At 29.1% G+C, this 25,877-nt stretch carries 19 protein-coding genes; 5 read left to right on the plus strand and 14 right to left on the minus strand.

Translation table 11 applies throughout. From position 1 onward, the window contains the following. Nucleotides 1-8: 8 nt before the first annotated feature. Both greA and DB723_RS00650 read right to left on the minus strand, forming a co-directional pair. On the minus strand, nt 9-2,714 hold the full coding sequence (gene greA / locus DB723_RS00645) for a transcription elongation factor GreA (protein ID WP_151551378.1): 2,706 nt from the start codon (nt 2,712-2,714) through the stop codon (nt 9-11). 37 nt (nt 2,715-2,751) lie between these two features. Beyond that, a complete protein-coding gene (locus DB723_RS00650; RefSeq protein ID WP_151551380.1) occupies nt 2,752-3,696 on the minus strand; it encodes a tetratricopeptide repeat protein in 945 nt (314 codons plus the stop codon). A gap of 184 nt (nt 3,697-3,880) precedes the next feature. On the opposite strand from DB723_RS00650, the gene DB723_RS00655 reads away from it, so the two are divergent. Next, nucleotides 3,881-5,008: a tetratricopeptide repeat protein gene (locus tag DB723_RS00655; RefSeq protein WP_151551381.1), complete on the plus strand. Its 1,128-nt coding sequence runs from the start codon at nt 3,881-3,883 to the stop codon at nt 5,006-5,008. A 23-nt stretch (nt 5,009-5,031) separates the two neighbouring features. On the opposite strand, the gene hisS is transcribed toward DB723_RS00655, so the two are convergent. Continuing rightward, the gene (hisS, locus tag DB723_RS00660) at nt 5,032-6,402 is read right to left on the minus strand and encodes a histidine--tRNA ligase (protein ID WP_151551382.1); all 1,371 of its coding nucleotides are present in this window, start codon (nt 6,400-6,402) and stop codon (nt 5,032-5,034) included. Between the two features lie 129 nt (nt 6,403-6,531). On the opposite strand from hisS, the gene DB723_RS00665 reads away from it, so the two are divergent. Then, nucleotides 6,532-8,424 (plus strand): penicillin-binding protein, encoded by a 1,893-nt coding sequence (locus DB723_RS00665; protein ID WP_151551384.1) that lies wholly within the window; start codon nt 6,532-6,534, stop codon nt 8,422-8,424. Here DB723_RS00665 and DB723_RS00670 read toward each other — a convergent pair whose 3' ends face one another. The 5 genes from DB723_RS00670 to DB723_RS00690 form a co-directional block, all read right to left on the minus strand. Continuing rightward, a complete protein-coding gene (locus DB723_RS00670) occupies nt 8,425-10,317 on the minus strand; it encodes an AMP-binding protein (protein ID WP_151551385.1) in 1,893 nt (630 codons plus the stop codon). Nucleotides 10,318-10,625: 308 nt separating this feature from the next. Continuing rightward, nucleotides 10,626-10,934, minus strand: a complete 309-nt coding sequence (locus DB723_RS00675) for a PG0541 family transporter-associated protein (protein WP_151551387.1) — start codon at nt 10,932-10,934, stop codon at nt 10,626-10,628. A gap of 1 nt (nt 10,935) precedes the next feature. Next, nucleotides 10,936-14,148 carry an efflux RND transporter permease subunit gene (locus DB723_RS00680; protein WP_151551388.1) on the minus strand — a complete coding sequence of 1,071 codons (3,213 nt, stop codon included), beginning with the start codon at nt 14,146-14,148 and terminating at the stop codon, nt 10,936-10,938. A gap of 18 nt (nt 14,149-14,166) precedes the next feature. Beyond that, complete coding sequence (locus tag DB723_RS00685) at nt 14,167-15,114, minus strand: efflux RND transporter periplasmic adaptor subunit (protein WP_151551390.1); 948 nt, start codon at nt 15,112-15,114, stop codon at nt 14,167-14,169. Nucleotides 15,115-15,125: 11 nt separating this feature from the next. Then, a complete protein-coding gene (locus tag DB723_RS00690) occupies nt 15,126-16,361 on the minus strand; it encodes a TolC family protein (RefSeq protein ID WP_151551391.1) in 1,236 nt (411 codons plus the stop codon). Between the two features lie 128 nt (nt 16,362-16,489). Here DB723_RS00690 and yidD point away from each other — a divergent pair, with 128 nt between their 5' ends. Continuing rightward, on the plus strand, nt 16,490-16,780 hold the full coding sequence (gene yidD, locus DB723_RS00695) for a membrane protein insertion efficiency factor YidD (protein ID WP_151551393.1): 291 nt from the start codon (nt 16,490-16,492) through the stop codon (nt 16,778-16,780). Here the strand turns inward: yidD and DB723_RS00700 are convergent. From DB723_RS00700 to fliD, 5 genes are all read right to left on the minus strand, one after another. Beyond that, nucleotides 16,769-17,644 (minus strand): glycine betaine ABC transporter substrate-binding protein, encoded by an 876-nt coding sequence (locus DB723_RS00700; RefSeq protein ID WP_151551395.1) that lies wholly within the window; start codon nt 17,642-17,644, stop codon nt 16,769-16,771. The genes yidD and DB723_RS00700 overlap by 12 nt on opposite strands. Nucleotides 17,645-17,655: 11 nt before the next feature. Further along, the gene (locus DB723_RS00705; protein ID WP_151551396.1) at nt 17,656-18,555 is read right to left on the minus strand and encodes an ABC transporter permease; all 900 of its coding nucleotides are present in this window, start codon (nt 18,553-18,555) and stop codon (nt 17,656-17,658) included. A gap of 6 nt (nt 18,556-18,561) precedes the next feature. Next, complete coding sequence (locus tag DB723_RS00710) at nt 18,562-19,680, minus strand: ATP-binding cassette domain-containing protein (RefSeq protein ID WP_151551398.1); 1,119 nt, start codon at nt 19,678-19,680, stop codon at nt 18,562-18,564. 160 nt (nt 19,681-19,840) lie between these two features. Next, nucleotides 19,841-20,851: a flagellin FlaB gene (flaB, locus tag DB723_RS00715; RefSeq protein ID WP_151551400.1), complete on the minus strand. Its 1,011-nt coding sequence runs from the start codon at nt 20,849-20,851 to the stop codon at nt 19,841-19,843. 122 nt (nt 20,852-20,973) lie between these two features. Then, a complete protein-coding gene (fliD, locus tag DB723_RS00720; protein WP_151551402.1) occupies nt 20,974-22,974 on the minus strand; it encodes a flagellar filament capping protein FliD in 2,001 nt (666 codons plus the stop codon). A gap of 189 nt (nt 22,975-23,163) precedes the next feature. Here fliD and nagA point away from each other — a divergent pair, with 189 nt between their 5' ends. Then, nucleotides 23,164-24,369 carry an N-acetylglucosamine-6-phosphate deacetylase gene (nagA, locus tag DB723_RS00725; RefSeq protein WP_151551404.1) on the plus strand — a complete coding sequence of 402 codons (1,206 nt, stop codon included), beginning with the start codon at nt 23,164-23,166 and terminating at the stop codon, nt 24,367-24,369. 26 nt (nt 24,370-24,395) lie between these two features. After that, complete coding sequence (nagB, locus tag DB723_RS00730; RefSeq protein ID WP_151551406.1) at nt 24,396-25,202, plus strand: glucosamine-6-phosphate deaminase; 807 nt, start codon at nt 24,396-24,398, stop codon at nt 25,200-25,202. 62 nt (nt 25,203-25,264) lie between these two features. On the opposite strand, the gene DB723_RS00735 is transcribed toward nagB, so the two are convergent. Next, complete coding sequence (locus DB723_RS00735; protein WP_151551408.1) at nt 25,265-25,876, minus strand: superoxide dismutase; 612 nt, start codon at nt 25,874-25,876, stop codon at nt 25,265-25,267. Nucleotide 25,877: the final 1 nt, after the last annotated feature.

A 25,877-nucleotide genomic window follows, 5' to 3' on the forward strand; every position in this document is an offset into this window, starting at 1 on the left:
AAATTTTCCTAGCTAAATTTTATAGGTTCTATTTTTTTTACAAAATATTTAAAATTAGTGTTGTTTATAACAAAATTAAGACTATCCCCTTCTCTAGAATCAAGCAAGTTTTCTCCAAAAGGTGATTTGTATGAAATAATACCTTCATCAGGGTTTGATTCCCAAGGTCCAAGTATCAAATAAGATTCTTCTTTACCTGTAATTTCATTTAAAATGATAACTTTAGTTCCAAAACCAACAACAGAGCTTTGCAGATCTTTAGTGTCTATAACTTTTGCATTCTCTATTTCCAACATTAAGGAGTTTAATCTTTTTGTCAAAAACTGTTGTTTTTCCTTAGCAGAATGATATTCAGCATTTTCTTTTAAATCACCAAGTTCACGAGCTTTCCCAATTTCTTTTGAATTTTCCGGAATCTCAACTTCTTTTAAATATTTAAGCTCTTTTTGCTTTTTATTCAAAGAACTCAATATGGTTAAAAATCCAGTTTCCATTCTCTCACCTGAAAGCTGCATCTTTTCATCTTCAAACTCAACCGAATCAAACAATTGCCTTATTATAGACTTAACATCTAAAAGATCCTTAGGAGGAAAATCTTTAACATAAAAACAAGTCATATAAACTCTCTTTGCAAGCTCTTCATCTCTCACACACTCTAATACTGATTTAAGATATCCATCTTTAACCAAAAGATTGATTACCATTTTATAAATTCTTTTACTTGCAACAGAATTGTTTTTATTATTAATTTTGATAACACTGTCTGTTAATATTTTAATCAAATTGGCTAAAAGATCCGAATCTGAATAGCTTAAGCTAATAGAATACGCTTTAAAGTGCTTCAAAATCCAAATATAAGCATCTTTATAGATCTTATAATTTTTTATAACATAATTAAATAATTTTTCCACTTCTCTAGGATCTTCTTTGTAAAGTGATTCAACCAATTTTTTATTAACAGAATGGGGAAAAAGTTCCTTATAGTACAAAATCCAATTGCTAAGCTCTTTTTTAATTAAAACAACCAATTCTTTTTTAATTTCTGCATTCAAAATTGAATCAAAAAGATCCACTATTCCTTTTGGATATTCCTTTAAAAGAGATTCTAAATTAACATCTTTTTCTATATTAACCTTTGATAACAATTCTTCAGAAAAATTACCTAAAGATTTAAGAATAACATAAGAGCTTATAACATGATGATCAACCTTTGTAAAGTTGTTAACATAAATTAAAAAATAATTAAGCATCTCTTCTTCAATATGCAAATCTTTAACAATTCCCTTAACATTACAATAGTTTATAAATATCTCATATCTTTTATAAAAATCTTTCTCAATTTTAAATTTATCATACATTTTTTCATTTAAATTAGAAGATCTCTCATTATATATATAACAATCAAGCTTACCAGAATCCATAACAAAATGGGGATTATCCTTTAAAATTTGCTTTGCCTTCAAGCTCCACGAATTCCACGAACTTTGAGTCATTAAACTTGGCACTAACTCTTTTTTTATTCCTTTTAAATCAATAGCTTTATAACTCTTTATAATAACTTTAATAGCCCACTCAATATCTTTTTTTACTCTATCTGCAAGTTCCTCTTTGGGCGTTACAGCCTTTAATACTCTAATATCTTCTCTGTTAAGAGGAGAAAGAGCTGACATTGCCATATCAAACCCAATAAAATGACCTCTTTTAGAAACAAAATCAACCGTAATGCCATGATCATTTACATCCCTTACTATTCCAACAGACCAAGTCTGATGATAAACAAAATTACCTTTTGCAAAAAATAAATATTTTTCAAAGTCTGAATACACGTCAACAAAATTTTTATCTAAGTTTTCAATATCAGACTTTACAAGATAATCTTCAATATTCTTTACATCTTTATATCTTTCTCTTAAAAATTTAACTAAATTTTCTCTTGCCTTATAATTTTTATTATCAAGTTTTAAAATACCTTTTAAAATTTCTATTGTCTCATCAATATTGTCAGTCAAAGAATAATGATCAAACAAATCTTCATAAAGAACTATAGCCTTTTTAAATCCAAGATCTTTTTCAATTTTTTGTAAAATAAGCAAAAAAGAATCAAAATCATCTGAAACATAATGGATAAGCTTTGCCCATACTTCTCTGATTCCTGACATTTGTTTTTTGTCAATAAATCGATAAATAGCTTTTCTAAAATAAAAAATTGATTTTTGCAAATCAATAGTTTCATAATAAGTAGCAAGTTGTCTTACAAACACAGTGTCATCAACATCTGCTTCAACAATTCTAGTCCAAATACCTGGAAGCTTATCATTTTCATTGCTTTGGGCATATATTTTTGCAAGAGTATAAAGAGCATGCTTATTCTCAGAAATTAAAAGCATTTCATTGCATATATGTTCAACAAGAGCCCATTTTAAGTTTTGAGAAAATAAATCAATAACGGCAAGTAAATTCATATCATTTAAAGGTCGCCTGCTATATATAAGCATTCCAGAAATATAAAGGCCTGCTATACTTTTTTTAACGTCTTTTAAATGCCTGCCGCAAATATCAAGCACATCTTCTGTTAGCCCCTCATCAATTATATTATCTATTAAATCATCTAATTCTTTTATTTTGGCAAGAGAATAATTATTAACAACTATTCTCGTCCACTTATCTTCTTGTAAAATACTATCTAATTTCTCTATGGTAGTAACATTAGACATTAAACTCTCCTAATATCGATTTTTTAGCATAAAGCAACTAATTTACATACTGTTGATAAATACTTGGGTCTATTTCTTTTATGTATAACAAAATCTCATCAATACGAGCTCTATCTTCTTTTATTCTTACGTAATGATCAATAAGCCAAAAATATTTATTAATAAGCCTTGGAAGCAATATGTTTTCATTTATTGATCTATAAGACTTTTCTTTAAGTTCATTTCGCAAGCTGTAAACAGACTGCTTTAGCTGCCCAAGCTCTATAGGCCTTAATTCTCTTTTAATATTAAAAACACCATTAAGAGAGCCATAAACAGGAATCCATTCTTTTATAAGATCATCTGAAATGTTTCTGTCAAGCTTAATAAGATCTATTAATCTTAAAATCATGTCAGACTCAAGAGAATATATATCTATCTTTTGAGGATTAATAAAAAAAGCCTCTCTGAATAAGACTTTAGCCTCTTTAATTTCATCAATCAATGCATAAGAATCAGCAAGCTCTGCAACAACATCTGAGTTGTCCTTAACATCTCCTAATATTTGCAAAAAGACATTAATTGCTCTCTCGTAATTTCCCATGCCCTTATAAGACTTAGCAATTTTTATTAAAAGGTCCAAATTTTCCGGATGCATTTTGTATATATTTTTATATATATAAAGACAAGTCTGAAACACAAAATATTTTATAGAATTACGACCTTGCACAAAATTACAATCCATCTTTTTCAAATATCGTCCTGCAAAATTATTCCATTCCCTTATTAAAAATTCTGCCTTTTCATAGTCTTGTCCTATTCTATCAAGGCTTTCAACTTGACCATTCCAATACACAGAGCTTTTCAAAGCTGTTAAAATTTCAATGTTATCAAAATCAAGAGAATGGGCTTCTTCGGATTTCGATAAAGCTTTTTTGAAATTACCCTTTCTAAAATCTAAATAAATCTCTTTAATCAATTCAACGATTCTTTCTGATGACACATCCCCACCATTTTAAAATATATACAAACCCCCGTTACAACACTTTCTATAATTATATCATTTATCAATTTTTAGTCAAACAAGAAATTAAGGCAAAATAACAATATTCTGCTTATTATTCTTTTAAAATAAAATCTTATATTATAATATTAAAAAGAAAATTGTGGGGTCAAATTCTAGATATATGGAACCTAATAAAATTATTAATAAGTCTATTTATTACTATAATTCAAAAAAATATTCGCAAGCAATAAAGCTACTAGAAAAAGAAATTTTCTTATACAAAAATTACTATTTGTATCACTATGTCTTAGGAATGTCTTATCTCCGCATTGGAAACCTTGGCAATGCACAAACATATCTTAAAAAAGCTTACACTTTAAATCCAAACGAATCCAATATAAAACAAGCTATTGCTATACTTTTAGTAATCCAAGGAAAAGAAGAAAAAGCTATTCAAATATGGCTTAAAATGATAGAAGAAAATCAAGAAGTAGATCGATCAGAGCTATCTCTTGAAATTATTCGAAAAAATCCTATCAAAGGATATGTTTTTTTAAAAAATAAAAACCTGTATGAAAAATTGTTCCCGACAATTAAAGCAATACCTGATAAAAATTTAACAAAGTTAATCATAATAATTGCAATTGGGGGAATTTTATTTATTTCAATGTTAGCAATATATTTCATTTTTTATGAACAAAAAATAACAATGTACATAAATCAAAACGAAGAAATAAAAAAAAAATTAAATAACATTGCTGCTTACATTGATGACATTAAAATAAATAATAAAGAAAAAATAAAAAATGAAGAAGGTCAATTTATATTAATACTAACAAGCGAAGAAATTAAAAATTCTTTCGAAAAAATTAAAATTTATTTGAAAAAAGGAAAGGATAATTTTGCAAGAGTAGAAATAAATAAAATATTAAATTCAAATGCATCAGAATCAATAAAATTAAAAGCCAAAAATCTTGCAAGTTTTATATCAAGACCAGATTTTATTAGCTTTAATGAGCACCTAAACTTAAAAGATATTAAAAAAGATCCATCAATCTATTCAAACGTATATGTGAAATGGGAAGGAGTAGTAAATAATATTGAAAAAAAAGACAATATAGTTCAGTTTGACTTTTATGTGGGATATAACAAAAATGTACTCTCGGGAATTATCCCAACAAAAACAACCTTTGATATTGATATTGATTTTAAAGACAATGTTGAAATACTTGGACAGATAGAATATAAAAAGAACAAACTTACCTTAAATGCAATCACAATTAGAAAAATAGATAAAAATGCAAATTAATCTTAATGGCTTTTGTCAAAAGATTAAAAAGGAGTGCACAGAAGCTTTTCATTGCATTTGATAACATCTATTGCCTCTTCAAAAAAAAGAAGTAACTCTTCTTTTTTTGTTAAATCTCTTACTTTCATTTTATTTTCTTTGTATTCTTCTTGACCAACAAAAACTAAAAATCTTATCTCTTTGTTTAAAGCATATTCTATCTGCTCTTTAATATTTTTACCATTTTTATTCTTAAAATAGACTTCACAAGAAATATTTTTAACCTTAGAATAATCATGATTTCTAAATCTAGTAGCTAGTTCATAATAATAATTTTGCAAAGTACTATCTAAGTTGACAATTAAAACTTTAGACCTAGCCTTAGTAACAAATATTTTAATATAACTAAACTTTTCAAGATCAATTATATCCTTTATTCTGTCAACACCAAAAGATCCTCCAACTCCTGAAACCTTTTGAATAGAGCTTGAAAACGAAGAAACCAAATTGTCATATCTTCCCCCGCTGCAAACACTGCCCATATTGCTACCAAAAACCTTAGCTTCAAAAACAATCCCTGTATAATAATCAAGACCACGCGATATTTTTAGATTTAAGTTAAAAGAATCATGAATTTTTAATAAACTAAGATGCCTAAAAACATCTTCTACCCTTTTAACAGACTCATTATCACCTAAAATATTTTTTAACATTTGTATTTTGTCTTGAAAAGTACCTTGTAAATTCACTAAATTTAAAATTGAATCTACTGCATCTTCTTCAATTTCAAGAAGTAAAACCTCTTTAACCTTGTCAATTCCTATTTTATCTATTTTGTCAATATTTCTTAAAATAAAAAGGGATTTTTCCTTAACCCCCAACTTTTCAAAAAAAGAATTTAATATGCCAAGGTGAGAATAATGGATAATAAATTTTTTATTAATGCCTTCTATAAAATTCAAAAAAATCTCTTCAAGTCCATAATACACAACAGAAAGAATCTCCGCATCACTTCTAAAGCTATCCTCTCCAACTATATCAAAATCGAATTGCATGAATTCTCTATATCTACCTTTTTGAGAATTTTCTCCTCTGAAAACTTTTCCAAATTGAGAACGTCTAAAAGGAAATTTTAAAGCAGAAATATTTGTAGCAATAAATCTGGCAAAAGGTACGGTTAAGTCAAATCTCATGGAAACATCTCTGCCCCCATTATCTTTAAACCTATAAATTTGCTTTTCGGCTTCATCCCCACTCTTTTTTAAGAGCAACTCTGAATATTCAAGAACTGGAGTATCTATTAAATCAAAATTATAAGAATTAAGAACACTAAATATCTGCTTGACAACATGAATTCGAGTTAAAGAATCCTTGGGCAAATAATCCTTAAAGCCTTTTAAAGTTTTAATATCCATTATATTATCCTCTGCTATATAGTAATCTACTTTTTCAGAATATAATAACATATAATAATATAGATGCAAAAAAAAATGAATAATTTTTTATTTCATATACTCACAAAATAATTAAGAGGTCCAAAATTCATGACCAAAAGAATATTTAATAACAATTATCGAGCAAAAACAATATTAACAATATTCTTGGGCATAACTTTGTTAACTATTTACAAATATTTCACACTAATGGCATTCAATAACAGCCCAGACAACATAATATCTTTAAAATCAAATGATATTGCAAAAAGAGGAACAATTTATGATAGAAATGGTAAACCAATAGCATTCTCTTCAAAGTCCTACTCCATTGGGACAAATCCTCAAAAAATAGAAAATATTGTAAGTACATCTGAAACCCTTGGTGCAATACTCCAAATCGATTCAAGAATTTTAAAGGAAAAACTTTCTTCTAATAAAGGGTTTTTATACATAAAAAGAAAAATAAAAAGAGAGGAATCCGATTTAATAAAAAGAATTCAAGCTGAGGGCAGACTTTCAAACATTATTTTATATCCTGATTACACAAGAATTTATCCTTTCAGGCACATCACAAGCAATATTACTGGCTTTGTAGGAACAGATAATCTTGGCCTTGAAGGCATTGAATTTTCTTTAAATAGCATCTTGGGAAAAGATAAAACTAAACAACAATTTTTAAATGAAGAATTGGAAACAAACAACATCTACTTAACAATAGACATGAATATACAACAAGGTGTTAGCAAAATAGCTAAAAAATACTTTAAAGAAAATAATCCTGAAAGCTTAATTGCTTTAGTAATGAACTCACAAAATGGAGAAATATTGTCTATGGTTCAATTCCCCCAATACGATGCAAATTTTTATTCTGAATATTCTGAAGAAATGCGAAAAAATCTTTCTTCATCATTAACCTATGAGCCTGGAAGCATTAATAAAATTTTTACAGTCGCAATAATATTAGAAAGTGGAAAATTAAATTTAGGAGAAAAATTTTTAGACAATGGAATATATCAAAAACAATTTCCATCGGGAGAAAAAATTACAATAAAAACCTTAAATCCTCCTTATAAATATATTGACTCTACAGAAATTTTAATTTATTCATCAAATGTAGGAATAGCCTACATTACTGAGAAAGTCAGCAATGAATACTTTTACAAAAAACTTTTAGATTTTGGATTTGGAAAAAAAGTTGGATTCCCATTTCCCGGGGAAACAAAAGGATTGTTAAACCATTATTCAAAATGGTCAGGACGAAGTAAAGCTACAATTGGATTTGGACAAGAAATAGGAGTTTCAGCCGTTCAAATATTACAAGCTGCAAGCATACTAGGCAACAATGGAATAATGTTAAAACCTAGAATAATAAAAAAAATAAGCAACGACAAAGAAGAAATTATTAAAGAATTTGAAAAAGAAGAAATAAAAAGAGCAATATCTAAAAGCTCAGCTCAAAAAGTTTTAAAAATGATGAGAGAAGTTGTGAACAAAGGTGGAATTCCAAACCTTAAAATTAAAAATCTTGACATTTCTGCAAAAAGCGGAACATCTCAGGCTATTGATAGAAAAACCGGCAAATACTCAGAAGAAGACTATACCTCCTCTATCTTGGCAATATACCCCACAGAACAACCAAAATATATTATTTACATAGTATACAGATACCCAAAAAAAATAATATATGGAACAAGAATAGCAGCACCAATGGCTAAAGAAATAATAGAATTTATTGAACACCAGCAAAATACAAGCGCGTATAAAAAAATCAAAATGCCATCAAAAATCAAAATCCCTAAAATCACAACCACTAATTATAAAAACGAAGAATACTTACCAAATTTTATCAACCTTTCCAAAAGAGAAGCATTAGACATACTAAAATACTATAAAAATAGCATAAAAATAAAAATAAATGGCGATGGCTTTGTTTACAAACAAAGCATATCCCCCAATACAAAATTGGAAGATATGACAGAGCTTGAATTATATTTAAAATAATTAGGTAAATAAATTTTTAATTTCATTTTTATAAAAATTTAAAACATAACTTCGCTTAATGTCCATTTTAATTGACATTTCTTTGCCAACTTCAAATGGTTTTTCCAAAAGAGCAAACTTCAATATCTGCTCAAAAGGTTTAAATCCATTAGTTCTATTGATTAATTTCTTTATCTCATCATTTATAGCCTTAAGAACAATATTATTTGCAATAATTTGGTGTCTATTATTAGCATCAAAAATTTTTTGCCCAGCACTTTCTAGATATTTATTTATTTCTTCAAAATTTGGAAGAATAAGGGCGCCCAAAAATTTCTGATCTTGGCCTACAACAACCGCTTTTTCTATTAATGCTGATTCTTCAAGCTTAATCTCAATTGGAGCAGGCTCAACATTTTCTCCATTATTCAAAACAATTGTATCTTTTTCTCGGCCAATAATTTGAACTACATTGTCCTTAGATAATTTTGCAATATCACCTGTGTTTAAAAATCCATCATAACCAATAATCCTAGAAGTTGCTTCTCGGTCATTATAATATCCAAGCATTACTTGAGGCCCTTTTACAAACAAAATTCCTTTTCCAGGCTTTTTAAGCTTATTCCCATCGGCATCTCTAATCTCAGCAACAGTTCCAGGCAAAATTTTACCACAAGTCCCAATAATCACTTTTTTATGCTTATTGGAAGCCACTCCAGGTGAAGTTTCTGTCAATCCGTAAGCATTAGCAAGCTCAATACCAATTGAATTAAAAAATCTAACAACGGACAAAGGCATGCTCCCGCCACCAGTAATTCCAACAACAAAATTATTGCCTAAGATCTTATTTATTTTATTAAAAATCAAAATATTCCCCAAAGCTTTAAAAGGAAATAAGCAAACTAATCCAAATATTCCCAAAATTTTCTTTATAGGGAAAAATAAACTAAAACCATTATCTGGATAAAGTCCCATTACCGCCCTATAGCAAATATCACTAAGAAATGCCAATTTTATAAAAGAATGAAAAATTATTCTAGAAATAAATGGTTTTTTAGAAACTTCTTTATAAATATTTTGCTTTATTGCAATCCAAAGTCTAGGAACAGCTGCAATATAATGAGGATTAATATTCCTAATATCATCAAGCATTGCCCTTGGAACAATATTAGAGAATAAACAAACCATACCCTTAAGAAAAATGTTGTAAGAAAAAGACCTTTGAAAGGAATGCCAAATTGGCAAAATGCACATAAATATTTGCCCCACCCGAGTATCAACCATTAAACTAAAACTAGAAACTTGATAAAGAAGGTTAGCATGACTAAGCATTACCCCTTTTGGATGGCCCGTTGTTCCAGAAGTATATATTATTGTTGCCATGTCATTAAAATCAACTTTACTTGCAATCTCAATAATTTCTGAATCTTTTCTTAAATTTTCTCCAAATAAAATACACTCTTTATAGGTATAAATTTCAAAATCACTATACTTTACTATGTCTTCTTTGTTTAAATTTTCAATAATAATAAATATTGGTTTTACTGTAAATTCAATTTGAACAAACATATCAAGAAGATTTAAATTTTCCAAAATAACTACACTTGGAAGAACAGAGCTAAAAATAATTTTAGCTTCAAAAAGAGTAACGTCAGAACCCTTTGGAACATCAACGGCACCTAAAGATAAAATTGCAAAATCTATCACAGCCCATTCGGCTCTATTCTCGGAACAAATAAATATTTTATCTTGATGCTTAACATTGATTGACTTTAAAAAGGAAGCAAACTTTAAAACATTATTTTTTAAGTCACCATAAGTAACATTGGCATATCCATTGCAAACTTTATATATTTGAGCAATTTTATCTGTTTGTTGATCAGCCACTTCAAAGAATGCCTTTGCTATTGACATATAATCCTCCTTTTAACAAAGTTAACATGGTTTATTATATCATTATTAACCATAAATTCATAAAGATTATTTGTAAAGCTTATTAACGCAAAAAACATACAAAAAGCTAATAAAAGAATAAAAACCTAAAAAATTAAAATAAAGTTTACAAAATAAATATTTAATAAAAAAATAATTTAAAATATTAACACTGACCAATCCCAATATTAACACTTTAAAAAAATAAAAATTATTAGATACTTATGAATTGAATAAATAGAATATTTTATTAAGTTAGAATTTTACTAAATTATAAACATTAATAAGCATTAATTTCCCAAAACAAAAATATTAATCCCCTCTGTAGGGTAAGAACGATTTAAATTATCTATAACATCTTCCAATCTATTAAGAACAGATTGATTGGAAGTATAAATAATTAAAATAAAATTTTCTTCAGGCCAAACACCATTACCATGTTTTTCACCTTTCTTGCCTTTTCCGTAAACAGTTTCTATCTTGGAATAATATATAGGCTCTCCTAACTCTCGCTCTATTTTTTCTATACATTCAAAAATATCAAGCTCTAAAGATAAGTTAGAAATTATTTCAATTCTATACTTATAAAAATTAGTCATATTAATTTCCATCTTCTTCAAATAGACTATCATAACTACTTTTAGTTGAATTATTAATTTTGGATGATTCCTTAAGATCTACATCAGCCGCTGCTCTTTTTAACCTAGATTTAAAACTTGAAACAATATTAGAAAAAATTTCAAAAAGCATGGGAATGAAAAGCAAAGTAAGAAATGTACTAGCTGTCATTCCACCAATAAAGGTAAATGCAATTGGCTTTAGAAGCTCATTCCCACTACCAGTAGAAAATGCCATTGGGATAAGTCCTATTATTGAGGTTAGAGAAGACATTAAAATTGGTCTAAGCCTTGAACGACAAGACTCAATAATTGCTTCTCTTAGACCAAATCCCCTCTTGATCAATAATCCAGTATAGTCTACAAGAACAATTCCAGTATTTACCACAACACCAACAAGCATAAGCATTCCAATAGCAGCAAAAATAGAAAGTTTTTCTCCTGCAAGAAAATGTATAAGTACAACCCCTATTGCGGTTAAAGGAATTGTAAAAATAATAATAAAGGGTTTTAAAAAAGATTCAAATTGAGAAGCCATAATGCCAAACACAACAATAACAGCCATCATAATTATTATTTTAAACTGATTCATTATATTTGAAAATTCGTTATATTCTCCTTCAACATTAAGTGCTGTACCCTCTTTATGAGGTACTTTATTATTAATAAAATCTATAACTTTCGCAGTTACTTGAGTTAAATTGTCGTTTGGAGAAATACCCGCATTAATATAAATAGTTAAAGCTTGGTTTTCTCTGTAAATAGACTCGGCTTTTTTGGTTTTTTCAAAGGTAGCTATTGATGATAAAGGAATTTTAACTCCAGATAAATTTGTAACAAATATTTTTCCCAAATCTTTTAAATTTCTAACATCTATTCTATCAAGCTTAAGAACAATATCATAATTAAGTCCATTCTCTACATACTGACCAGCGACAACGCCATTAACATTGGCCTTTAACTCATTTAAAATGGTATTCATGTCAATACCATAATTATAAGCTAGTGCTCTGTCTATCTCAACGCCAATTTCAAGTTGAAAATCACTTATATTAAGTCTTGGATTTACAAGTTCAGGAATTGCCTTTTTTAGCATAGAAATTAAAATTTTTCCATAATCTTTTATATATTCGAAATCATTAGCTGAAATTTTAATTTTAACAGAATCTCCACCACCTAAAGCACTGCCACTGGAAGGCTCAACATTAAATTCAGGATAAAGATTTCCAATACGGTTCATGATTCTATACTTAATAGTATCGTAATCTATGCTTTTAATCGTATTATCTTTTAACTCTTCCTTAAGAGGAAACAATACGTTGAAAGATATTCTGTCAGTATACAAAGTAGAAATAATGCTTTTATACCCCTTAGCTTCACTTTTTACAATTTCTAAAAATCTATCGGAATAAAATTTTGAATATTCCAAATTAGTTTTATAAGGAAAATTTAAATTGATCATAATTGAGTTTTCTTTTCCTCTAGCAAAAGTTGTCACATCTAATAAAAATCCTAAAAACAAGCTACCAATAAAACTAAAAAAAACAATCAACCCAAAAATCAATTTGTGATTTAAAACTATATTCAATAAATTGATATACAAAAATTCTAAAAAATAATAAATTTTAGCACAAAAAGCATCAATTTTTCTAACAAAAGCACTCTTAATATTTTTTTGAAAACTTGTATATAAGCCGACATAATGGCTTGATAAAACAGGAACCAGAAAAATAGCAACTAAAAGAGAAACCCCCAAAGAAATAACAATCGTAAATGAAAAATCTTTAAAAAAATCTCCATATACCCCAAGTTCTGATTTGAAAATAAGAAATGGCCCAAAAACACAAATAGAAGTAAAAGTTGAAGATGTAATAGGCAACAGCATCTCTTGGGCCCCCAGGATAGACGATGAAACAAGCTTTGCTCCTTTTTGCCTATATTTATATATATTGTCTATTACAACAATTGAACAGTCAACAACCATTCCAATCCCAAGCGCAAGACCCGCAAGACTCATAATATTAAGGGAAATATTTACAAAATACATTAAGCAAAAGGTCAAAACAATTGCTATTGGAATAGAAATTCCAATAATTATTGTAGCTCTAAAGCTTCTTAAAAAGAAAAAAATAACAAATATTGCAAGCATGGCCCCAAAATAGGCTGAATTTACCACAGTTGAAATAGACGATTTAATAAAATTAGTACTATCAGAAGCAATTTCCAATCTCATATCTTTAGGCATAGATAATTTCAATTTTTCTATTTCCTTCATAACAACATTAGAAACTGTAATAGAATTGGCATCACTACGTTTTTGAACCGATAAAGAAATTGAAGGCAGCCCATTATATTCAACATATTCTGACAAATCTTCAAAATCGGTTTTAATATTAGCAATATCTTTAAGTTTTATCTCAATAGGAGATGAATTTATGCCAGAAGAAATATCCGGGATCTTATAAGCTATGACAACATTGCCTATTTCCTCAATAGATTTAAATTTTCCAGACACTTGAACCAAATATTCTAAATTATTCTCCAATATATTACCAGCTGAAAGTTCAAGATTTTGGGATGCTATAATAGCAGATATTCTTGACAAAGAAAGCCCATAAGACTCTAATCTGTTTTGAGAAACTTCAATTAAAACACGTTTTTTGCTTCCGCCATTAACAGTAACAATTGCAACTCCGTCAAGCCTTTCAAGTCCGGGCTTAATAACCTCATCAGCATATCTTTTAAGCTCAGAAACTGGCCTTACAGAATTAATAACAATTTCCATTACAGGAATGTTTTTTAGATTGTATCTAAAAATTCTGGGGGTCTGTGATTTGCTGGGCAATGAAGGCTTTACCAATTCAAGAGCATCTCGAATTTCATTTAAAACCAAATCTAAATCGGTCCCATGATAAAACTCAAGTGAAACAGTGCTACTTTCTTTAGAAGAAACACTGTATATATTTTTTAAATTCTTTACTGAACTCAAACCACTCTCAAGGACTCTAGAAACACTCTCTTCAACTTCTTTAGGAGAAGCACCATGATAAACAGTATGAATACTTATTTGAGGAATATCAATTCCAGGTAAAAGATCTACTTTTAATCTTGAAAAGGTATATAAACTTATCATCATTAACAATGAAAATAAAATCAATATTGTTATTGGTTTGCCAACTATTCTCTTCACCAACATAACACATCCCCCAAGAAATTAAATATTGCTTTCAGCTGAAAGACCTTCTTTTGTATCTACCAAATTTATTAAAGTTCCATCAGAAAGAGTAGACATGCCTTCTACTACAATTAAATCATTCTCTTTAACCTCACCTGAAAGAGCTACAATATTATCTATTTCAAAAAGTACTGTAACGGGCAACATTTGAACACTTTTACCCTCTAAATCAAGCTTAAATACAAATTTCTTGTCTTCTCTCTCAACAATAGCCTCTCTCGGAATCTTAATTACATCTCTAAAGCGCTTAGTAATAAGTTTAATTTTAGAAAACATACCAATAATAAGTTTATCTAAATTACTGCCAATAGGTATAAGATACACCTCAATAGTGCGACTTTTAGAATCTAAAACAGGAGATATTTCTGAAACTTTGGCTTTAAACTTCTCATTAGGATAAGCTCCAACTTCAATAATGGCATCATTTCCAACCTTAACATTTGAAATGTATTTTTCAGAAACATAAGTTAAAATTTGCTTCGCATCTATTCTGCCTACTACTGCTATACTGGACTGAGAATTAACTGTTTCACCAATTTTTTTTCTAATATTTAAAATATATCCTGAAATTGGCGCTCTTACCGGACTTTTTAAATATACAGAACCAGGCCTTGAAGGATCAAGAGTCGCAACTATTTGTCCCTTTTGAACATAAGACCCAAGTTTAATGCTCAAAGAAGTTATTTTGCCCGCAGCATCTGGGAAAATATCTGCTTTAACTTTTGTATCTATATCTCCATTTAAAGACAAATAATCACTCAAAATTCCCTTTTTTGCTTTTATGGCAATTACGGGGAATCTATAAGGACCTTCTTGCTCATTATTAACGTCATCTAGCTTGGCTTTGTTCACACAAGCAACTAAAACTAAGAATAAAACTAAAAAATATTTTTTTAAAAATAAGTTAATATTAAAAATTAAATTCATAAAAATACCTCTTAGTCTAATAAATTTATTAAGTCCTTATATTCCAGTATAGAATTAGAATAATTTAATTTGTCTTCAATAAACTTTAAATCACTCTGTTTATAAACAAGCTCAATATCATTTAATTTGGAAAGATCCATAACCCCAGAATTAAAAGCATTAAATGCCATTTGATAATTTTTTTTAGCTAATTCTACATTAATTTTAGAAGCATCAAGAATCGCTTTATATCTTTTAATATCTTTCCTTTTTTGCACAATATCAGATTTTAAATTTCTAATTTTACTCTCAATATTATTTCGCAGTATTTTTAGCTGATAGTTGTTATCTTGTATTTTTGTAAAACTTTTTGAAAATGGAAATATTTCAGTTAAATTGTAATTTAAGCTAAAGGATGCCAAAAATCCACTTGAAAAACCTTTAGAATTTTCATGAAATGATCTATAAGGAGAGTAAGAAAATGACAAAGAAAGACTTGGTAAAAAAGTGTCCAACCAAAGCGAATCAAGAAACTTTTCCGCCATTTTTAAGCGTGTATTCAACTCCTTAATCTCCAATGATTCATTAATATTTAACGCCTCATCAAATAATGAAAAATCTATTGTCTCATCTGGCAATTCTCCAATAATTTCAAAATCTTGATCCGGCTCTAATCCTATTAATAACTTAAAAATTTCTTTTGACTTTTCAAAATTAATAATCTGGCCATCTAAATCTGGTTGAGATTTTCTATACTTAAGCTGTGCATCAAGAAAATCTATTTCTGATATTAATCCATTATTATAAGCAATTCTGGCTTGTTCAAATTTAAGTTTACTATTTTGTATTTGACTCTCAAGAACTTTTAAAGTATTCTTTAAAGCTATTAATTGATTGTAAGACTTAAGAACATTTAACTTAATATTACGAACGGCACTCTCCCTTTCTATCTTCGCATTTTCATACTCCAACATAACAAGTTCCATTCTCTTTAAAACAGAAGGTGACAAAGAAAGGTTAATCCCAACTCCAAACCCTAAACCCCAATAATCTCTTTCAAGCTCTCTCAAAACAGAAGGATTTCTACTGATTGTAGAGCTAAGATTAACGTTTGGAACAAAAGCATTCCATACATTATTTTTATAAAGTTTTTTTATATTTTCCTTGTATAGAGCATTTCCTGAGTCTAAGCTATTCTCTAGAGCCATATTTACAGCTTGTTTGGGTGATATTTGAATAATTTCAGCAAAAGAAAAAGAGACAGTCATAAAAATTAAAAAAAATTTTTTAATTTTAAGCCTCCTTTATAACAAGAATTAAAACTTTAAAGTTATAAAACTTAATTAACATTTTCAATTCATTTAATTAATTATTATATTATAATACAATTCTAAATATGAACATTTTCAAAATTTTCTTTATCTTAAATTATACTATTATTTTTTTAATAAAAATTTACCAATATACTTTCTCTAAAATATTTGGACTACAATGCATATATAAACCTACTTGCTCAAAATATTCAATTGAATGCCTTAAAAAATACTGTTTTCCAACCGCCTTAATATTAATGACACTAAGAATAATAAGATGTAATGCATTATTCAAAGGAGGAGATGACTTTATTCCTAAATACAATCCCATTTCAACATCTTTAAAAGAATTTAAAAAAAGATTAATCAAATAAGGCTTTATACTTTTCTGGAACCCAGGTCTTTACAACTTTTTTATTATTTTCAACAAATTCAACCGCATTGCGATACTCTTTGCCTGGTTCTTTATCATTTCTATCCATTAAAGGCAATATTAAATCATCATTCCAATAAAAATTATCAAAAACATAATATACATCAAGATCATCATTTTCAAGGCCAAGTCTAACAAGAGTGTGCACACTTTCAATTCCCCCCATAATTAAATCAGGATCATCAAGGAGCTTAATATCATACCTAGAAAAAGCCCAATGAGGTTTCCACAAAGGAACTAAAATCCACTCGTTTCTTTTTATTGCAGAATCCAAACTTGCAAGCATAACGCTTTCGCTTGAAGGAACTAACTCATACTCTTTCCTCAATCCATAATAATCAAGCGCTTGTTCTGTAACAATCTGAGTTCCTGCGCCAGCATCTATCCCAATCATTTTATTTTTAAACTTAGCGCCTTTTCCCCTAAGTTCACTAATACTAGAAATTGGAACATAGCTTGGCACAACAAATCCCTGAATGGTTCCTTCATAATTTGGACCAAGATCAACAAATTTTGATTTCCGTTTTTCGTAATAAAATTTATCAGCTGTAGGAACCCAAGAAGATACCGTGCCATCTACTTTTCCAGATGCTAAGTATTGATACATTACAGATGTGGTAACTGAAAATATTTCTGCATTATAACCCATTTTCTCAAAAACAACTTTCAATACATTCGTAGCTGCTGTTTCTCCACCCCAATTCACATACCCAATTTTTACCGATTTTAAATTTTTTGAACTCTTTTTTTCATCACAAGACAAAAACATAAGAACAATGAAAAATCCCATAAATAATTTATACATAAAATATCCTCCTATTTATTATAGATTTCCAAGAATCTTTTAAATTTATTCTCTTTTTTTCCACCATAATGATCTGTATTTAAATAGCTGAATTTAATAAAAATAGATTGCATAATCCTATCTAAAATAATAGCTATAATAACAACTGCTAACCCGGATATTAAACCCTCACCAAAATTTAATCTTTCTATAGAGTAAATCACAGTCCTACCCAGTCCAGATGATCCAACCATTGCAGCAATTACTATCATAGATATTGCCATCATTATTGACTGATTAATGCCTTCAATTATGCTCTGAAGAGAAAGAGGGAGTTGAACCTGTAAAAGAATGCGCAAATTACTACTGCCAAAAGACTTAGCTGCTTCTATTACTTCATCTGAAACTTGAACAATTCCCAACCTTGTATATCTAATAACAGGAGGCATGGCAAAAATTATTGTAGCAAAAATAGCAGAAGCTGTACCCATTCCAAAAAAAGGAATAGCGGGAATCAAGTAAATAAATGGGGGCATAGCCTGCATTAAATCCAAAATGGGTTTTAAAAAAACATAAAATCTTGGAAAATATCCCCCCAAAATGCCTATAGGGATTCCTAAAATAACAGAAACAAATACAGAAACAAATATAATAGCTACTGTATCCATAGAGGCTTCCCAAAGATTAAAATATAAAATAAAAAGAAAGCCAGGCAAAATTAAAAACAATAATCTCTTTTTCAAGAAAACAAAACTTAGCAAGCATACAGTTAAAATTAAAAAAATAGGATTAACAAAAAGAAATAAATTTTTTAAACTTTCATATAAAAAAATTATACTTTTAGAAAAACCTACTCCATCAGAAGTTGAAAAATTATCAACCAAAAAATCAAAAAAATTATCTATTTTTAATATAAAAAAATCTTTATTCATAAATTCTTATCTTGACAATAAATCGGAAATTTCATTTAAATTGATATATCCGACAATATCTCCCTTTTCTTTTATTATTAAATAGTCTTGCTTATTCAAGTATTCAACAATTTTTTTTATCTCATCATTTAGATCTAAATTTAAAGATACAAGATTATCATATCTTTTATTAAGAGCTTTATCATATAAACTAAAATTTTCATTTTGATATTTAATGATAACATTTAAGCCATTATCACTACCAGAGTTTAAATCAAAATCATCTTTTAAAATATCTTTTATTTTTAAAATATTTAAAACAGGCAAATTTTTAATAAAATCAGATATAAAGTCTGTACTAGGATTGGCCAAAATTTCTACAGGTTTGCCAACTTGAATGATTTTCCCATCTTTCATAAAAGCAATTCTATGTCCCAATTTAAAAGCTTCAATTAAATCGTGAGTAATAAACACAACCGTTTTTTTAAGCTTAGCTACTAACCTCAAAAGTTCTTCCTGCATTTCCCCTTTAATTAAAGGGTCAAGCGCTGAAAAAGCTTCATCCATTAAAAGAATATCTGGATTAACCACCAATGCTCTTGCTATTCCAACCCTTTGTTTCATTCCTCCAGAAAGTTCATTAATATACTTATATTTTGAATCTTCAAGTCCTACAAGATTTAATACCTCAATAGCACGCTCTTCTCTAATCTTTCTGGGGATATGTTTAACCTCAAGCCCATAAGTGACGTTTCTTAGTACATTCATATGGGGGAAAAGTCCAAAATTTTGAAAAACCATTGCAAATGTATCTTTTCTTAAATTAGAAAGATCCTTGCGATTTATAGCACTCATTTCCATGTTATTTACCAAAATAGATCCTGAATCTATTTTGTAAATACCATTTAAGCACCTGACAAAAGTAGATTTGCCGCAACCTGACATTCCCATAATAACCAAAATTTCATTTTCATAAACATCAAGATTAATATTGGCATTTGCAATAAAAATAGAAGACTCTTTGTAAATTTGCATTCTATCTTTGCCATTTTCATAATCTTTTATAGCTTGGCTTATTCGCTTTTTGTCAACATAATAAGAAAATACTTTATAACAATCTTTAATTTTAACAGCAACCCTATCCAAAGCAAACTCCTCAATAAGTCTGCATTATACTTCATAATACATTATTATAAATTATACTAAAATTATTAAATTTTTGCCGATCGGAAATAAAAAAACAAAAGACCCTTTAAAGGATCTTTTGTTAATAATTTGTACTAATTAACTTAATTAAATTAAAAATTTATCTAAGCAATGACAAAACATATTGAGGAACTTGATTGGCCTGTGCAATCATTGCCATCGCAGATTGTGTTAAAATACTATTAGTTGTAGCAGCTACAACCTCATCTGTCATTGTAGCATCTTTTATTTGAGCATAAGATGCTTTTAGATTTTCAATAGCATACTCAGTACTATTCTTTATAGATTCAAGTCTATTTTGGAAAGCACCCAAATTTGCTCTTTGATCACTTATCATTCTAATAGCATTTTCTATTTTAGCAAGAGATGTGTTAGCGTCAACTGTAGTTGTAACATTAACAGGAGAATTAACCCCACCTTGAGAAGGTGCTGTAGCAGGTGCTGGTTGTTGAGCCCCTTCTTGCTGAACACCTTCTTGAACAGGTGCAGCCTGAGCAGTTTGAGCTCCCTCACCAGAGAAAAGATTTGCAACATTAGCTGCATAAATATTTACAGCAATCGCTTCATCTTGATTTGCTCCCACATGAACTCTTAAAGTCCAAGAAGCTTGAGATCCTGAAAGTGATGCCGGTGTGTTAATTTTTGCAGGTTGCATTCCAAGCTCTTCAGCTGTTCTTACATTTTGAGCAGCAGATTTGTTTGACAACATGTGCATTTGGTTATATTGAGCTTGATCAGCAATTCTATTAATTTCGTCTGTAAGTTGTTCTATTTCAATTTGTATAGAACCTCTGTCTGCATCTGAGTATGTGCCGTTACCTGATTGAACCGCTAATTCTTTCATTCTTATCAAAACTTTTTCTACTTCATTCAAGTTCCCCTCTGTTGTCTGAATAAAATTAATAGCTTTTGAGGTGTTTCTAGAAGCTTGTGATAAACCTCTTATTTGAGCATTAATCTTACCAGAAACTCCCATACCAGCAGCATCATCAGAAGCTCGATTAATTCTGTATCCACTAGAAAGCTTTTCTTGAGTTTTGCTAAGATTAGCAGCATTAATACCATTATTTCTTGAAGCATTAATAGCTGACGTATTATGATTTATTATCATATATCATTCCTCCATGATAAAGTTTAATTATTTGTTTTTGGCAAATCCATTTACCTGTTAAAAAGAATAGCACAAAAAATTAAAAAAAAGAAACGTAGATATTAATAGCATTAAAATAATTGTTATTGTCTGTTTCTTTGGTTAAAATCAAAAGCCCTTAATGTATTTTCCTGATCTTTCATTCGCTTAACGGTAAAATCTAAGGTATTAAGCTCGCCTTCTACCTTTTTCTCTCTATCATCGTACTTCTTTCTATAATCTTCAACTTTATTTTTTTGATTAATAATTTTAAGATCATAATTTTTTATTTTATTATAAATAACTCCTCCAGAAGTCACAAGAGGAGACAAACAATCTCCCAGCATTTTGGCAATTCCATTATCATATACTCTGTCACCATTAAGATCAAATAAAAAAAGCTCCCTAACATTATCAATGTTATTACGAATTGATTCATCAAACTTTTTCTCATCAAGTCTTAAATATCTAGAAAGTCCACCAGAAGAAGAAATTGAGTTGGTAAAAACTCCCATTTGATTAATTATTGAAAAATTAGGATCACTAGTAACATAAGGCTTAAAAATTATTGATTCTAGCCTAGACTTAAGATTTTTCAATAAAAATTCAGACCGTAGAATACCTAGATTTTTATAAGCCTCTTCTTTTTGAGAATCACTAAGATAAGTCAGCTCTTCAACTATATTAGACTTTTGATTTCCAATTTGATCTTCATTGGAACTTACAATATTAATCTCAGCAAGAACCTCATTATAAGCACCAATAAAATCTAAAAGAACTCTCTTAATTCCCTCGTAATCAGGTTCAATTTTAGCTTCAACAATATCACTTGAGGTTTTTTTTAAACTTAAAGTTACATTTGGAACTAAATCATTAATAACATTTGAATCTCTCTCAACATCTACCCCATCAAATTTAATTTTTGCATTCTCAGCAAAACTTTTAGCATTTATTGGTAAATGACCATCTCTATTTTTTGGATCAAAAACTTCAACATTTCTAATCACAATCACTTTATTATTTGCTTTATTTTCAATATTTATTTCTTCTAGATTAGAAAGAGCTCCAACATCAACTTCCACTTCTTCAAAATTATTTGAAATATTTATTAAAGGAAGCTCTAAAGACCCCTCTTTGCCACATATTTTAACAATATTCATTTGAATATATTTTTTTTCCAAAGGAGCTTTTAAATCAGATCCAAGATCAACCACACTGTCTTCACTGTCAACTTTTGCATCCTTAAATGTAGCTTCTCCAGGATTAAAAATAATCTTATTATCGGACTCTTCTAGGCCTGTATCAAAATATTTAACTTCAAATTTAATTTTACTCCTAGATGTGATTTCAATATCTTCAGGAATTTCAATCGACATCTCTGAAAGCGGATTTAAAACAAGATTATTGTTTTCAAAAGAAAGCCTATTATTAACGCTAGATTGGCTTACAACAATATCTGAAAGACCAGGATTAAAATTAGTTTTAAGTTCACTTAAAATGCCAATTTGCTTTGCAAAAGGCAATCCCTCTCCTTTTATAATAAGTTTGTTTTCTTTGCCTTCTTTTAAGGATTGCAAAATAAAACGACTATTGCCATTTTTATCACTTTTTACTATTTTTGCAGATAAAAAGCCTTTTCCCTTATTATTAATATCTCTCACAAGTAAATCAATGTTACCATTACTTTTTACATTAATTTCTTTCTTGCCAACTAAAAATATATAATCTCCCTCTGGGATTGTAATTTTCTTAGGATTAAAATTTGAAGACACAAACACATCAGCTGAGGCTATTTGATCAACAATTAATTTGTGAGTCTCATTCTTAGATCCATATCGAGTAGACAAGGTTAAAACTTCACTATTACTAGAATTCCCAGACATTAAATTAAAAGGACTGTTAAGCGAAGTAATTTCTTTTGCAAGAGAATTTAAAGTAGAGATTTTTCTATTAATTAACTGCCAGGCACTTTTTTCTTGCTCTAAAGACTCAAGTTTCTTAGAAGAAGAATCAATTTTGAGCTTATCAGGCTTAAGCATGGATTCACGAATTTCTTTAGTATTATATTTACTCTCAAGTCCAGGAACAAAAAATCCAGATGCCATAATAACGCCCTCCAGAGTACATTATATCATTAATAAAATTGAAAATAAAATATAAATTATAATAAAAACCATAAATAAATTTAAAAAACATGAATTTTTAAGCATCCAAACGCTTCAAAATAAAAAATAAAAGCTTTAAAAAAGATTAATGCTTATAGTAAAATAAAATAAATAAAAAGGAGCATGAAAATGCCAAATTTTTGCTTATTTAACTCAAAGTCCGTTTTAACTGGAAACGATAAGCTAGATAATTCAGCAGTTCTAATTAAAGATAATAAAATTTTTGATATTGTAACATCTGATAGGCTTAAAAAAATAGATCTCGAGGAATACCAAATGATTAATACAAGAGGCAATTATATAACTCCGGGTCTTTATGATACTCATATTCACGGATTTCATGGCCATGGTACAGACAAGTGTTCAACAGAATCAATACTTAAAATGTCAGATCATTTAGCGCAGTACGGTGTAGTAGGATTTTTACCAACTCTTTATCCAAGACCAATAGATGAAATGATTAAAACAATAAAAGCTTGTACAGCAGCTATTGGCAAAGAAAAAGGAGCCAAAATTCTAGGACTTCACCTTGAAGGGCCATTTTTTTCTCCTGATAAAAGAGGCGCACACCCTGTTTCTTATCTTCATGAGCCTAGCATTGAAGTTATGCAAAAACTAATAGATGCAGCTGGTGGGATATTTACAGGATCAAACGGCAAAAGAAAAACACATATAAGCACAATGACTGTTGCCCCTGAGCTTAAGGGCATGAGAGAGCTTGCAATATTTTGCCTTGAAAACAATATAAACCTTCAAGCAGGACACACAAACGCAACATATGAAAACATGATTGAAGGATTTCAAGTTGGAATACTTCACACAACCCATTTTTTCAACGCAATGTCAAAACTTGACCACAGAAATCCAAATGCAATAGGAGCCGTATTAATACACGGTGATGTTTCTTGTGAAATTATTGCAGATGGATATCATATACACCCAAAATTAGTTTTAATGCTTAGAAAGCTTAAAGATATAAGTAAAATAGTGCTCGTAACTGACGGACTTACTCCAAATTTTCAAACTTCTGGAAAACTAATTGCAAACGGAGATGAAGTTTATATTGCAAAAGATGGACTATTCCACAGCGTGAAAAGCAACACAATAGCTGGATCAACACTTACAATGATACAAGGCCTTAAAAATTTAGTAGAATTTGGCTACAGCTTAAGTGATGCTGTTCAAGCAAGCTCTTACAATCCAACACGAATTCTCAATATTGATAAAAAGGGCTTAATATGCCATGGATACGATGCAAACATCAATGTCCTAGATAAAGATTTTAATCTAAAATTGACAATGATAGAATCTAAAATAATTTTTAACAACCTCTAACTTTAACCAATTTTAAGGAGATCTCAATGAGATTAATAATCAGACCTACATATGAAGACATATCAAAATGGGCAGCCAATCATGTGGCTCAAAAAATTAAAGAATTTTCTCCAACAAAAGAAAAGCCATTTATTCTTGGCCTTCCAACGGGAAGCTCTCCAATTGGAATGTACAAAAATTTAATTGAATTAAATAAAAGTAAAAAAATTTCATTTCAAAATGTCATAACTTTTAATATGGATGAATACATAGGAATTGAAGAAAATCATCCCGAGAGTTACCATTCATTCATGTGGAAAAATTTTTTTTCCCACATTGACATTAAAAAAGAAAACATAAATATACTAAACGGAAATGCTTCAAATCTAAAAAAAGAATGCGAGGAATATGAAAACAAAATCAAATCTTTAGGGGGAATCATGCTTTTTGTGGGGGGGATAGGCCCTGATGGTCACATTGCTTTTAACGAGCCGGGCTCCTCCTTAACATCAAGAACAAGAATTAAAACTTTAACCCAGGATACAATTATTGCTAATTCAAGATTTTTTAAAGGCAATGTAAACAAAGTTCCCAAAAATGCACTAACTGTTGGAATTGGAACAATTATGGATTCACAAGAAGTTCTAATAATAGTAAACGGACACAACAAAGCAAGAGCATTAAAGCATGCCATTGAAAAAGGCGTTAACCACATGTGGACAATTAGCGCACTTCAACTACATAAAAATGCAATCATAGTATCTGACAAAAATGCAACTTACGAATTAAAAGTTGGCACAGTAGAATACTTTAATAACATAGAAAGAGAAAACTTTAATAATGACTTAAAATAAATTGCTTGAAATTTTAGAGTAAAATACTAAATCTAGAATTAAAAATCTTTATAAAATAAAAGCTAATTGTTAACTTCGCTGTAAACTTTTGAAACTTCTTCCCAATTTAAAGCCTTTAAAAATGCATCAACATATTCAATTCTTCTATTTTGATATTTAAGGTAATATGCATGCTCCCAAACATCAATACCTAAAATCGGTTTATAAAAATTCATCAAGGGACTATCCTGATTAGGCATTGAAATAACTTTAAGACCATTATCAGGACACAATACTAACCATGCCCAACCACTTCCAAAAATTTTCATTGCAATATCTTTCAAACTAGATTTAAGAATATCCAGACTTCCAAAAGCTGCATTTATATCGTTTTCAAACTTTCCCAAAAGATTGCTCTTGTTTCCTGGCTTTAAAGTTCTAAAATATAGAGTATGATTTGAATAACCCCCAGCATTATTCCTTATTGGGGCTTGAAACTCATCTGGAAAATCACGAATATTTTGCAATATGTTTGACACGTCTGTTAAATGGCTTTTACCCATTTTTTCCAAAATAGAATTCAAATTCATTACAAAACCGTTATGATGCTTGCTATGATGAATTTCCATAGTTCTCGCATCAATATAAGGCTCAACAGCATCATAATTATACCCAAGCTCTGGCAGTTTAAACATA

It is taken from the genome of Borrelia maritima (assembly GCF_008931845.1).
Taxonomy (GTDB): domain Bacteria; phylum Spirochaetota; class Spirochaetia; order Borreliales; family Borreliaceae; genus Borreliella; species Borreliella maritima.

What these genes read in the sequence shown, in the direction of transcription:
- greA (WP_151551378.1), bottom strand. Translation starts at nt 2,714, where the DNA reads ATGTCTAATGTTACTACCATAGAGAAATTAGATAGTATTTTACAAGAA.
- DB723_RS00655 (WP_151551381.1), top strand. Translation starts at nt 3,881, where the DNA reads ATGGAACCTAATAAAATTATTAATAAGTCTATTTATTACTATAATTCA.
- hisS (WP_151551382.1), bottom strand. Translation starts at nt 6,402, where the DNA reads ATGGATATTAAAACTTTAAAAGGCTTTAAGGATTATTTGCCCAAGGAT.
- DB723_RS00665 (WP_151551384.1), top strand. Translation starts at nt 6,532, where the DNA reads ATGACCAAAAGAATATTTAATAACAATTATCGAGCAAAAACAATATTA.
- DB723_RS00670 (WP_151551385.1), bottom strand. Translation starts at nt 10,317, where the DNA reads ATGTCAATAGCAAAGGCATTCTTTGAAGTGGCTGATCAACAAACAGAT.
- DB723_RS00675 (WP_151551387.1), bottom strand. Translation starts at nt 10,934, where the DNA reads ATGACTAATTTTTATAAGTATAGAATTGAAATAATTTCTAACTTATCT.
- DB723_RS00680 (WP_151551388.1), bottom strand. Translation starts at nt 14,148, where the DNA reads ATGTTGGTGAAGAGAATAGTTGGCAAACCAATAACAATATTGATTTTA.
- DB723_RS00685 (WP_151551390.1), bottom strand. Translation starts at nt 15,114, where the DNA reads ATGAATTTAATTTTTAATATTAACTTATTTTTAAAAAAATATTTTTTA.
- DB723_RS00690 (WP_151551391.1), bottom strand. Translation starts at nt 16,361, where the DNA reads ATGACTGTCTCTTTTTCTTTTGCTGAAATTATTCAAATATCACCCAAA.
- yidD (WP_151551393.1), top strand. Translation starts at nt 16,490, where the DNA reads ATGAACATTTTCAAAATTTTCTTTATCTTAAATTATACTATTATTTTT.
- DB723_RS00700 (WP_151551395.1), bottom strand. Translation starts at nt 17,644, where the DNA reads ATGTATAAATTATTTATGGGATTTTTCATTGTTCTTATGTTTTTGTCT.
- DB723_RS00705 (WP_151551396.1), bottom strand. Translation starts at nt 18,555, where the DNA reads ATGAATAAAGATTTTTTTATATTAAAAATAGATAATTTTTTTGATTTT.
- flaB (WP_151551400.1), bottom strand. Translation starts at nt 20,851, where the DNA reads ATGATAATAAATCATAATACGTCAGCTATTAATGCTTCAAGAAATAAT.
- fliD (WP_151551402.1), bottom strand. Translation starts at nt 22,974, where the DNA reads ATGGCATCTGGATTTTTTGTTCCTGGACTTGAGAGTAAATATAATACT.
- nagA (WP_151551404.1), top strand. Translation starts at nt 23,164, where the DNA reads ATGCCAAATTTTTGCTTATTTAACTCAAAGTCCGTTTTAACTGGAAAC.
- nagB (WP_151551406.1), top strand. Translation starts at nt 24,396, where the DNA reads ATGAGATTAATAATCAGACCTACATATGAAGACATATCAAAATGGGCA.
- DB723_RS00735 (WP_151551408.1), bottom strand. Translation starts at nt 25,876, where the DNA reads ATGTTTAAACTGCCAGAGCTTGGGTATAATTATGATGCTGTTGAGCCT.